Genomic DNA, 11,352 nt, shown 5'->3' with positions numbered 1-11,352 from the left:
GTTTATCGTAAGTAAGAAGAAATCGTAACTTTCTTTGTTTTTGCGAATCCACACTACGCATATGACGATTTCCAATAACCCTTCAAGTCTGTCTATGCCCCCTCAAGACCTTCCCGTCGGTGCCGTCTCCCAGGGCGATGCGATGTATGACTACGGCTCGACCACCGTGTTCACGCATCGCAACGATCCGCGCTTCGCTTACACGTTGTACGTGCCGCCCGCTATCCGGCAACCGTCGAACAACGTCGAACTCGTCGTTGCGGTACACGGCACCGACCGCGGCTTCATCAAATACCGCGACGCTTTCGCAGGCTTTGCCCGCTGGAACAACTGCGCGGTGCTGTGCCCGCTGTTTCCGGTCGGCGTGCTCGGCGACAACAACCGCGACGGCTACAAGCATCTGCTGGAAGGCGACATTCGCTACGACCGCGTGCTGCTCGATATGGTCGATGAAGTCGGCGGCCGTTACGGCAAGACCTTCGACACGTTCGCGTTGTTCGGTTTCTCCGGCGGCGGCCAGTTCGTCAACCGCTTTGCCTACCTGCACCCGGAGCGGCTGTGGGCGGCATCGATCGGTGCACCGGGCTCCGTGACGCTGCTCGACGTGAACCGCGACTGGTGGGTCGGGTTGCGTGGGATCGAACAGCGCTTCGGAAAACCGTTCGATCTCGAAGCGTTGCAACGCGTGCCTGTCCAGATGGTGGTCGGCAAGGCCGATCTGGAGACGTGGGAGATCACGCATCGCGAAGGCCGCGGCAGCTACATGCCGGGTGCCAACGACGCCGGTGCTACGCGCCCCGAGCGCCTGCGCACGCTGCGACAAACCTTCGAAACCGCAGGTGTCAAGGTGCAGTTCGACGAGTTGCCGAACATCGCCCATAACTCGTTGCAAACCATCGAGGCCGCGGTGCTCGATTTCTTCGCCACAGTACTGAGTACGCGGCGTTCGCAATAGCGACGGCGCGAGAACAATATCTGGAGACCGCATTTGTGATGCCCCGCTGCCTGCGTGCCTGGCAACATCGGTTGTGCGTGCTTGTCGCGTTGACGGGATGCGTCGTGTGGGCGGCACCGCGTGACGTTGCGGCCGCAACGACAGCGCCGGGAACGACGCACGAAATCCGCCTTGCCGAAAGCATCGATACGCAAACGTCGATGCCCGGCAACGTCGCGCGCAACGTGACCACCGACAACATCATGGCGAACGTCGTCGAGTCGCTGGTGGCGCTGCGCGCGGACCTGAGCGTTGCGCCGATGCTCGCCGACAGCTGGGACATCTCGCCAGACGAGAGAACCTATACGTTCCACCTGCGGCACGGCGTGCTGTTTCACGACGGCAAGCCGGTGACCTCCGCCGAGGTCAAATGGAGCTTCGAGTTTCTGATGAAACCAGGCTCGCAGTTTCAATGCCGGTTTCTCTATAACGGCGATCGCGGAGCGCGCGTGCTTGCGGTCCACACGCCTGATCCATCCACAGTTGTCTTCGAGCTCGACCGGCCCGATACCTTGTTCCTCAAACGCATGGTCGATCCGAGTTGTCCGCTCGCGGTGCTGAGCCCGTCGAGTGTGGACAGCACTGGTGCATGGATCAAGCCGGTTGCCACCGGCCCGTATGTGTTCTCGGAATGGAAGCGCGGCCAGTACGTGCTGCTCAAACCGTTCGCGCAATACCGGCCGCGCAGCGAACCGCCGAGCGGTATGGCGGGTGCCAAGATCGCGCACGACGACGTCCGCTTTGTCGTGATTCCCGATGCGGCTGCACAGAAGTCCGCGCTGGTCGCCGGGCAGATCGACTTGATGGGGATCGACGGCGACGACCTGTTGCCACCCGATCCGCGCTGGCATGTCATCGATGGTCCGAGCGCCGATCCGTCCGCGCTGCTGATGCAGACACGCGACCCACTGCTCGCCGACGTGCGCATGCGCCGCGCGATTGCACTCGCGCTCGATCTGCCTGGCATCGTCAATGCGGTGAGCGACGGACGCGCGCGCTACAACCCGTCGTTCGTCCCCGATGCCAGCGAGCTGTTTTCTTCTGTCGATGCGACCGGCTACACGAAGAACCTGCCCGAAATGAAGCGTCTGCTCGCGCAGGTGGGTTACCACGGCCAGACACTGAAGCTCGAAACCAACCGGCGCTACACGGACATGTACAAGCAGGCGGTGTACATGCAGGCGCTGTTGTCGAAGGCGGGTATCCATACTGAACTAAGCATTGTCGAGTGGGGTACGCAGCTCAGCGATTTTCGCTCGGGTCATTTCCAGATGATGTCGTTCGGCTATTCGGCGCGTATCGATCCCGCGTTGATGTACGGCGAGGTGCTCGGCGACAAGTCGAAGGCGCCGCTATACCAATGGGAGAACCCCACTGCGCGCGCGTTGCTGCGCAGCCTGCAGGGCGTCGCCGACGACAACGTGCGCAAGCGGACCTTCGAGCAACTGCACCGCATGATGATCGCCGACACACCGATGCTGGTGACTTACTACACGCGTGACCTGCTGCTCGTCAGCAGCCGTCTGCAGGGCGTGACCTCCTGGCCGATGCGCCGGATCCGGTTGTTCAACGTGACCAAAGAGTAGCGAACACGATGCTTGCCTACATGATCAAACGGATCGCGATGGCGGTGCCCACGGTCGTCATCGTGACGCTGCTGGTCTTCGGCATGATGCGCGCGATTCCCGGCGACCCCGCAACGTTGATGCTCGGCGATATCAACGACCCGGTGCTGCTCGCGCAATTGCGCCATCAGTTCGGACTCGACCGCTCCGTGCCCGAGCAGTTCGTGGTGTGGGTCACGCACCTGCTGCACGGCGATCTGGGCATGTCGATCGCACGTCATCAACCGGTGGCCGAACTGATCCGCACGACGTTCCCGGTCACTGCGCAGATCGTGCTGGCGGCGACGCTGCTGGCCAGCGTGATTGCGATTCCGGCAGGTCTCTTCGCGGCGTGGTCGCAGAACCGTCGCGCCGATCCCGCGATCGTGTTCGGCAGCATCCTGCTGGTTTCACTGCCGAGTTTCTGGGTCGGCATCCTGCTGATGTGGGTATTCGGTGTGAAGCTGCAATGGCTGCCGACGTTCGGCTACGAGAGCTTCAGCGAGGCGGGGTGGGGCAGTGTGCGATACCTGGTGTTGCCGGTGCTGGCGGTTGCGTTCGGTGAAATAGCGGTACTGACGCGGATGATGCGCGCAAGCAGCCTCGAAGTGCTGCGCCTCGAATACATCTCGCACGCGCGTGCCAAGGGGCTATCCGAACCACGCGTACTGCTGCGTCACGCGTTGCCGAATGCGTTCGGGCCGGCGCTGACCGTGGTCGGTCTGATCCTCGGCCATTTGCTCGCGGGCGGAGCCGTAATCGAAACCGTGTTCACGCTACCGGGCATGGGACGTTTGCTGGTCGACAGTATTTACGCGCGCGACTATCCGGTCGTGCAGGGCTGTCTGCTGCTGATCGCGTTGCTCTATGTCCTCGTCAATCTGCTCGTCGACCTGCTGTACCCGGTCTTCGATCCGCGCATGAAGCTCTAGATGAAACTGTCCTCCTTCAAGCGGTTGAATCTCGCGATCGGTGTCGTGCTGGTCGGATGGCTGCTGCTGATCGCACTGGTCGGCCTTTTCTACACACCCTACGATCCCAGCGACGTCGATCTCGTCACACGCTATGCGGCGCCGAGTTTGCAGCACTGGCTCGGCACCGATGAATTCGGCCGGGACGTGCTGTCGCGCATTATGGCGGGTGCTGGGGTGAGCGTGACCGTTAGCGTCGGCTCGGTGCTGTTTGCGCTCGCGCTGGGGACGACGCTCGGCACTGTGTGCGGCTATGTCGGCGGCTGGCTCGACCGGTTGGCGTTGGTGCTGATCGATGCGTTGATGGCGTTCCCGGGCTTGTTGCTCGCGCTCGGCATCATGACGGTGCTGGGGCCGTCGAAATGGGCGGTGGTCCTTGCGCTCGGACTTGCTTACACGCCCTCGGTGATGCGGCTCGCGCGCGGCGGCACATTGTCGCTGCGTAGCCGCGATTTCGTCGTTGCGTCGCGTGCAATGGGCAATAGCGGCTGGTGGACGCTATGCCGGCACGTGCTGCCGAACTGCGTTGCACCGCTGCTGATCTTCTCGACTTCGCTGTTCGGTTCTGCGCTGCTTGCAGAAAGCGCACTGAGCTTTCTCGGTCTCGGCGTACCGCCGCCTGCGCCGACCTGGGGCGGCATGCTCGCCGATAGCCGTGGCGCAATCGATCGCGCGATCTGGCTGGCGATCTTCCCGGGCATGTCGATCTCGCTCGCGCTGCTTGGCATCAATATGCTCGGCGACGCGGTACGCGATCTGCTCGATCCGCGCATGAAGGGAGTGGCCCGATGATGGTTCAGCAATCCGCACAGGCACCGCTGCTCAGCGTGCGCGATCTCACGCTCGCGTTTCGCGGCGCCGACGGTAGCCCGAAGCCCGTGGTTCAGCAGGTGAGTTTCGATCTCGATGCCGGAAGGTCGCTGGCGGTGGTCGGAGAGTCGGGCAGCGGCAAGACGATGATCGGTAAAGCGCTGCTTGGTTTGCTGCCGGACTCCGCGCAGATACTCGGTGGCAATGCGACCTTCGCGGGCCGCGAGTTGCTCGACCAGACGCCGGCACAATGGCGCGCGCTGCGTGGTGTCGGGGTCGGCATGGTGTTTCAGGAACCGATGGTGTCGCTGAATCCGGCGTTTCGTATCGGCACGCAGTTGACCGAAGCGCTAACGCGGCGACGCGGAATACCGAATGCGCAGGCGTGGGCCCAGGCCGTCGCAATGCTAGAGCGCGTACGGGTGCGCGATCCACAAGGTTGCATGAAACGCTATCCGCACGAGTTCTCCGGCGGTATGCGGCAGCGGATCATGCTCGCCGCGGTGATGCTGCTGCGTCCCAAACTGCTGATCGCCGACGAGCCGACCACCGCGCTCGACTGCGTCGTGCAGAAGGAAGTACTCGACCTGATGACGGCTTTGACGCGCGAAGAGGGCACCGCGTTGATCTTTATCAGCCACAATCTCGCGCTCGTTGCCGCATATACGGAGCAGGTGCTGGTGATGCGTGCCGGGGTTGCCGTTGAAAACGGCGCGGCAGCGCAGGTGTTATCGCGGCCTTCGCATCCGTACACGCTTGCGTTGCTCGACGCGTTACCGCGGCGTGCAGAAACACCATTGGACGCGGTTCCGCCGGCACAGGCCGAGGTGCCTCGCGGCGCTGCAGTTGTGCCGCCGGTCCTCGAAGTGCGCGACGTCGCGATCGATTATCCCGCCGCACGCGGTGGCATCGGCACCTGGCTGCGCGGTGCTGGCAAGGTACGGGCGGTGCACAGCACGTCGTTCAGCGTGCGGGCAGGCGAAACGCTCGCTATTGTCGGAGAGTCGGGTAGCGGCAAGACGAGCTTGACCAAGGCCGTGCTCGGCCTCGTCACGCCCGCGGAAGGAGAGGTTCTGCTGAACGGCCAACTGTTTCTGGACGGCAGCGCGAAGCGTCTACAGCTCGCGCGCCGTGCGATTCAGATTGTCTTTCAGGACCCGTACTCGTCGCTCGATCCGCGCATGCGGGTCGGTGCGCTGGTAGCCGAAGGTTTGCGTGCAGACCACACACTCGATGCCGCACAGCGTGCAGCGCGCGTCAGCGAATCGCTGGCGGATGTCGGTCTTGCCGATCACGCACAACGCTTTGTACACGAGCTGTCGGGTGGCCAACGTCAGCGGGTGGCGATAGCACGTGCGCTTGCGAGTCGTCCGGCTGTGATCATCGCCGACGAGCCGGTATCCGCGCTCGATGTGACCGTGCAGAAGCAGGTGCTCGACATGCTCGTAGCGCTGCAGGCGCGCTACGGCTTTGCCTGTCTGCTGATTTCGCACGACCTGGGCGTGGTCGAGCAGATCGCGCAGCGCGTGCTGGTGATGCTGCGCGGACATATCGTCGAAGAAGGCACACGCGATGCGGTATTCGACGACCCCTGTCATCCGTACACGCGCCGCTTGTTGCAGGCGGTGCCCGAGTTGCGCGGCAACCGGCAGGACGGTTTCAAGGTCGTATCGCGTGAGGTGCCGATGCAGCGTCGTGCTACCGAGACCTATTTCGATCCGGACGACGCAAAACGCGGCACACCGCAGATGATCGATGTGATGCAGGCAGACGCAGGGCATCGCGTTGCGGTATTCGCGAACGCGTAAGCAGCAGACAAAGAAAAGGTGCCGCGAGGCACCCTCTTCAGGCTAGTACGGCGGCGCTAGACGTTAGAACTTGTGCCGGATACCGACCACCACAGCAGTCTGCGAGTTGCTCGACGAACTCGACAGATTGGCGATCGCGGCGACCGCTTTCTTGCCGGTCGAGTCCTCGCCGCTAGCGTGTTCGTAGATGCCGACGAGATAGAGATCGGTGCGTGTGGAGAGCAGATAGTTCGCGCCCAGGTTGATCTGGTTATAAGTCGCGCCGGAGATGCTGCCAACCGAACTGCCGCGCGTATAGGTATAAGCCGCGCCGAGTTGCAGTGCTGGTGTGACGAGGTAGGTGAAGTTCAGCTCGCCGAGATTGAAACTGGCGGTACCGTGCAGATGGCTGGGGTTCAGTCCGGCGCCCGCTTCGCTGCCGAGATTCTGGAACGCGACGTTGCTGTACACCCCGCCGATCGTCGCATTGCCGATCTTGTAGGCGGCGCCCGCGCTGATCACCTGCCATGCGCCTGCCGACGCGAAGCCGCTGTACACCGGGCTCGACATGTTCAGTGCGCTGGTCGATGCCGAGGTATTCGCGTTCGGATTCGTGCCGAACACCGAGTAGTTCGGGTCTTTGGCTTTTTCGTAGGCGACACCGAGTGCGAGCGGGCCGTTGCGGTAACCGGCACCGAAGCCGTACAACTGGTTTTGCGTAACCTCGCCGGCTTTACCGCCAAAGCTGTAGAGGCCGCCGAACGTGAAGCCACCATAGTTCTGGCTCGCGTACTTGACTGCATTGTTGATGCGATAGGAGTTGTCGAGATTGTCCATGTCGCCAGGGTGGGCGCCATAGATGCTGCCCCATTCGGTAGCGGTGACGAGTGTTTCGTCGTTTGCCGATTCGAAGCCGCCGACATAGTCGCCAAGCGGATCGTACTGACGGCCCAGGGTTACCGTGCCGTACGGGCCTGCGAGGCCGACATACGCTTTGCGTCCGAACAGGGCGCCGCCCTGGCCGAGTGTGCCGTTGTCGACGTTGAAGCCGCCTTCGAGACGAAAGATGGCTGTGAGTCCGCCACCGAGATCTTCGGAACCGCGCATGCCCCAGCGGTCGCCTTGCAGGTTGCCGGACGCAGCGGAGTATTGATGCGCGCCTTTCGAGTTCGAGTTGTACTCGAGGCCGGTGTCGATGAGTCCGTAGAGGGTGACGCTACTCTGGGCATGCGCGATGCCTGACAAGGTGGAGAGTGCGGCGAATGCAGTGAGCGTTGGAATGGTCTTTTTCATCATATTATCCTCGGCAAAGCCGGATGCGACTGCGGTATGAAACCTGCGCGAAAGGCGCAAGCTGAATCGAAGGCTAAGCGGTCATTTTTGGTCCAGGAAGTTCGATCCATGGCATCGCGATCGAATGGAAAGATCACAATAGAGACCCGTATTTGCAGCGTGTAGAAGACCTGTTACGCGTGGCGGGGGTCGTTACGGGTCGTCAAGGAAACCTCATGACATTGAGTCAGCTCAGAGCGTTTTGCTCAGTCGTCGAACAGGGCAGTTTTCGCGCGGCCGCGCGTTCACTCGATATCGCGCAGAGTGCGTTGACCCATGCGATCCAGAGTCTCGAAGCGGAACTCGCCGTGACGCTGCTGACGCGTTCGCATCTCGGCATCAGCCTCACGCCGTTCGGCGAGAAGCTGCTCGTCAGGGCCTCGGCGATTCTCAAGGATTGCGAGCGCATCGATCTCGACATGCGTGAACTGGAGGGCGAACCGGTTGGGCGGATTTCGCTCGGCGTGACTTCCGAGCCGCTCGCCGAATTGCTCGTACCGGTGCTGAAAAACTTCATGGCGGCGTTTCCGCGTGTGCTCGTGCATGTATCGAGCGGCTCGGCGCAGATGCTGATGGAACGGATTCGCAACGGCCGGCTCGATTTCGCGCTGTGTCCGCTGTCGCCGCAGGTGGTCGATGCGGATCTGCATATCGACCGGTTGTACCCTTCGGCGCCCGCGGTGCTTGCGCGTGCGGGGCATCCAAAGGCGCACGCGACGTCGATTGCCGAGCTGGCCGATTGCGAATGGGTTGGCTTCAGGCGCGAAGGTATTGTCGGGATTGCAGCGAATCGCCTGGTGGGTATGTTCGCTGCACACGGCATCGAAGGACCCAAGATCGTGATTACCGCTGAGACCCTGCTGGAGTCGCTGTTTCTCGTGTGCGAGACCGACTATCTGACGATGGACCCGGGTGTGCTTGCGAGTTACAAGCTGTTTTCGGGTTCGCTGATCAGGATTCCAATCCGCGAGACTTTCAGTCGGCGCGATGTCAGCTTGATACGACGCAGTACGTCGCCGTTGACTCTGGTCGCGCACGAACTGTCGAGCATGCTGATTTCGTATGCGCGTCTGCAGCACGGTGTGGCGCGAAGTAGCGATGCGTGAGCGGCTATGCGCCGTAGTGATCTGATTCTCCGATCACGATAGCCGCGAGCGCGCTTCCGGCCGTCCAGGCGAGCACCTAACATAGCGGGCATTCATTGCGTTTGCGAGCCCCAGGAAAATGACCCGATATATCGATGTAAGCGATGTCCGCAAGCTGGTCACGTCGATTGGCGCCGAGGCGTTCATCACGACGATGGCCGACTATATTCGCGCGGATTATCTGCGCTGGAACGAGTTCGAGAAGTCGGCGCGAGTCGCCAACCATGTGCCCGGTGGTGTGATCGAACTGATGCCGACGTCCGACCGCACGCTATACGGCTTCAAGTATGTGAACGGGCACCCGAAGAACACCCACGTCAATATGCTGACCGTGATGGCGTTCGGCGTGCTCGCGGAAGTCGATTCGGGGTTTCCGGTGCTGCTCAGCGAATTCACGATCATGACCGCGTTGCGCACAGCCGCGACGTCCGCGCTCGTGGCGAAGGTGCTGGCACGACCGGATGCACGATCGATGGCGTTAATCGGCAACGGCGCGCAAAGCGAGTTCCAGGTGCTCGCGTTTCGCGCGATGCTCGGTATCGACGAGGTTCGCGTGTTCGATATCGATCCCGCCGCCACCGACAAACTGATCCGCAATCTGTCCGGTTTCAAGGGGCTGCGGATCGTCAGGTCGGCAAATGCGGCAGAAGCGGTGCGCGGCGCCGACATCGTGACGACTGTCACCGCCGACAAGGCCAACGCGACGATCCTGACGCCGCAGATGATCGAACCAGGCATGCATATCAACGCCGTTGGCGGCGACTGTCCCGGCAAGACCGAACTGCATGCGGACGTGCTGAAAGGCGCGCGCGTGATCGTGGAGTTCGAACCGCAGACCCGGATCGAAGGCGATATTCAGCAACTGCCGGCGGATTTTCCGGTGGTTGAGTTATGGCGTGTGCTGTCCGGCGAGCTGGCTGGTCGTGAACATGCGGCGCAGGTCACCGTGTTCGATTCGGTTGGCTTCGCGCTCGAAGATTTTTCGGCGCTGCGCTATTTGCGCGATGTCGCCGATGCGCGCGATATCGGTCGACAGATCGATCTGATACCTGAGCCTGCGGACCCGAAAGACCTCTTTCAGTTTGTCGTCGACGATGTCGCCGAAGTTGTCGCTGAGCCGCGATTCGTTCGATTGACGGCATAACGCGCGCTTTATTTTTCCACTCACACCAGGTTTAGAGACCATGTCAGACCCCTCCGCCGATCGCGACTTCAATTCCGATGGCTTGACGCGTGCCCAGCCGTCGGAGGCGGGGGTGGATGCCGACGCGGTGATTGCGTTTCTGAACGACGTCGAGGCTGCGCAGCTCGATCTGCATTCGCTGATGCTGTATCGCAACGGTCATGTTGTGGCCGAGGCCTGGCGCTGGCCGTATCGGGCAGACCGGTTGCGCAACCTGCATTCGGTCGCGAAGAGTTTTACTGCATGTGCAATCGGTCTGGCGCTCGATGAAGGACGATTCCGGCTCGACGACAAGGTCGTATCGTTCTTCCCCGAGATGTTGCCCGACGTGGTGAGCGACGGTCTGGCCGCGATGACGGTCGAAGATCTTCTGACGATGCGCGTCGGCCACGCGAGCGAAACCTCGGGTGCCGCATGGCGCACGCTCGAAACGAGCTGGATTGCGGAGTTTCTGAAGATCCCGGTCGTCGAGCGCCCGGGTGAAGTGTTTCTGTACACGAGCGCGGCCAGCTACATGTTGTCGGCGATCCTGAGCCGCAAGACTGGCGAAACGTTGCACAATTACCTGAAGCCGAGGCTCTTCGAACCGCTCGGGATCGACGGCGAAGCTTGGGATATCGGCACGGACAATATCAATCCCGGTGGCAATGGGCTCAGCACCAAAACGGTCGACCTGCTCAAGCTCGGCATTCTCCATCTGCAGAACGGCATGTGGGAAGGTAGACGTGTGTTGCCGGAAGCGTGGGTGAGCGCGGCCACTCGCGCGCATGACGTGTCGGGGCGATACGGTTACCACTGGTGGATGCACGAGAACCGCATATATAGCGCGATCGGTGTGTTCGTTCAGATGGTGACCGTGTTTCCCGAACAGAATGCGGTACTGGCGGTGACGGGTGCTATCAAGGGAAGCTCGAAGCTGCTGCCGCATATCTGGCGGCACTTTCCTGCAGCATTCGGTGCTGCGTTGCCCGTCGATGCGGCAGGCAGCGCCGCCACTGCCGCCGATGCAAGACTCTCTGCGAAGCTCGCCGAGTGGCAAAGGGAAGACGCTCCGGTGGCATGGAAGCTGCCTTATTTGCATGCGCGCGGCGCGGCGGACGATCACACTGACGAACCATCGAAGGTTGGTACGAGACGGTTCACGATGCAACCGAACGCACAGGGCATTCGCGAGCTGCAACTCGACCTCGGCGCGACGGAGTGCAGATTTAGCCTGACCGATGCGGACGGCGAGCATGTCATCGTGGCGGGCATGGACCGGTGGATCGAGAGCGGCAACCAGATGCCCGGGCAGGATTTACATCACAGCTACCGCCTTGTCGGCAGCCCGGTCGTTGCGCGCGCATGCTGGCTCGACCGCTCGCGCCTGCAGATGACATGGATTTTCGCCGAGACCGCCTTCCGCGATACGGTGATCTGCGAATTTCACGAACGGCAGATCGTGTATCGGCGCGAGGTGAATATCAATAGCGGGGTGTTGCGTCATGACGATGTGATCGGGATGCTTGCATAACCGTAAGCCGACA

Annotated in this window: 9 protein-coding genes; 8 read left to right on the top strand and 1 reads right to left on the bottom strand. The window is 61.7% G+C overall.

Annotated features, from left to right (window positions below):
• Positions 1–94 precede the first annotated feature (94 nt).
• Genes M0D65_RS14460 through M0D65_RS14440 form a run of 5 tightly spaced genes read left to right on the top strand, consistent with a single transcriptional unit; the run spans position 95 to position 6,187 of the window.
• Positions 95–955: an alpha/beta hydrolase gene (locus tag M0D65_RS14460; RefSeq protein WP_266253283.1), complete on the top strand. Its 861-nt coding sequence runs from the start codon at positions 95–97 to the stop codon at positions 953–955.
• A gap of 38 nt (positions 956–993) precedes the next feature.
• Positions 994–2,580 (top strand): ABC transporter substrate-binding protein, encoded by a 1,587-nt coding sequence (locus M0D65_RS14455; RefSeq protein ID WP_266253409.1) that lies wholly within the window; start codon positions 994–996, stop codon positions 2,578–2,580.
• Between the two features lie 8 nt (positions 2,581–2,588).
• On the top strand, positions 2,589–3,530 hold the full coding sequence (locus M0D65_RS14450) for an ABC transporter permease (protein ID WP_091008337.1): 942 nt from the start codon (positions 2,589–2,591) through the stop codon (positions 3,528–3,530).
• Positions 3,531–4,361 (top strand): ABC transporter permease, encoded by an 831-nt coding sequence (locus M0D65_RS14445; protein ID WP_266253282.1) that lies wholly within the window; start codon positions 3,531–3,533, stop codon positions 4,359–4,361.
• Complete coding sequence (locus M0D65_RS14440) at positions 4,358–6,187, top strand: ABC transporter ATP-binding protein (protein WP_266253281.1); 1,830 nt, start codon at positions 4,358–4,360, stop codon at positions 6,185–6,187. The genes M0D65_RS14445 and M0D65_RS14440 overlap by 4 nt, the downstream gene beginning before the upstream one ends.
• 63 nt (positions 6,188–6,250) lie before the next feature.
• On the opposite strand, the gene M0D65_RS14435 is transcribed toward M0D65_RS14440, so the two are convergent.
• On the bottom strand, positions 6,251–7,459 hold the full coding sequence (locus tag M0D65_RS14435) for a porin (RefSeq protein ID WP_266253280.1): 1,209 nt from the start codon (positions 7,457–7,459) through the stop codon (positions 6,251–6,253).
• A gap of 215 nt (positions 7,460–7,674) precedes the next feature.
• Here M0D65_RS14435 and M0D65_RS14430 point away from each other — a divergent pair, with 215 nt between their 5' ends.
• From M0D65_RS14430 to M0D65_RS14420, 3 genes are all read left to right on the top strand, one after another.
• Positions 7,675–8,604: a LysR substrate-binding domain-containing protein gene (locus tag M0D65_RS14430; protein ID WP_091008325.1), complete on the top strand. Its 930-nt coding sequence runs from the start codon at positions 7,675–7,677 to the stop codon at positions 8,602–8,604.
• 118 nt (positions 8,605–8,722) lie between these two features.
• The gene (locus M0D65_RS14425) at positions 8,723–9,787 is read left to right on the top strand and encodes an ornithine cyclodeaminase (protein WP_266253279.1); all 1,065 of its coding nucleotides are present in this window, start codon (positions 8,723–8,725) and stop codon (positions 9,785–9,787) included.
• Between the two features lie 40 nt (positions 9,788–9,827).
• Positions 9,828–11,339, top strand: a complete 1,512-nt coding sequence (locus M0D65_RS14420; RefSeq protein WP_266253278.1) for a serine hydrolase — start codon at positions 9,828–9,830, stop codon at positions 11,337–11,339.
• Positions 11,340–11,352 lie beyond the last annotated feature (13 nt).

Source organism: Paraburkholderia sp. CHISQ3, from assembly GCF_030464945.1.
Taxonomy (GTDB): Bacteria; Pseudomonadota; Gammaproteobacteria; order Burkholderiales; family Burkholderiaceae; genus Paraburkholderia; species Paraburkholderia megapolitana.
This window is presented reverse-complemented; position numbering and strand designations above follow the sequence as displayed.

Coding starts and splice junctions, on each gene's coding strand:
- M0D65_RS14430 (WP_091008325.1), top strand. CDS start 7,675: ATGACATTGAGTCAGCTCAGAGCGTTTTGCTCAGTCGTCGAACAGGGC.
- M0D65_RS14450 (WP_091008337.1), top strand. CDS start 2,589: ATGCTTGCCTACATGATCAAACGGATCGCGATGGCGGTGCCCACGGTC.
- M0D65_RS14440 (WP_266253281.1), top strand. CDS start 4,358: ATGATGGTTCAGCAATCCGCACAGGCACCGCTGCTCAGCGTGCGCGAT.
- M0D65_RS14460 (WP_266253283.1), top strand. CDS start 95: ATGCCCCCTCAAGACCTTCCCGTCGGTGCCGTCTCCCAGGGCGATGCG.
- M0D65_RS14420 (WP_266253278.1), top strand. CDS start 9,828: ATGTCAGACCCCTCCGCCGATCGCGACTTCAATTCCGATGGCTTGACG.
- M0D65_RS14435 (WP_266253280.1), bottom strand. CDS start 7,459: ATGAAAAAGACCATTCCAACGCTCACTGCATTCGCCGCACTCTCCACC.
- M0D65_RS14445 (WP_266253282.1), top strand. CDS start 3,531: ATGAAACTGTCCTCCTTCAAGCGGTTGAATCTCGCGATCGGTGTCGTG.
- M0D65_RS14425 (WP_266253279.1), top strand. CDS start 8,723: ATGACCCGATATATCGATGTAAGCGATGTCCGCAAGCTGGTCACGTCG.
- M0D65_RS14455 (WP_266253409.1), top strand. CDS start 994: ATGCCCCGCTGCCTGCGTGCCTGGCAACATCGGTTGTGCGTGCTTGTC.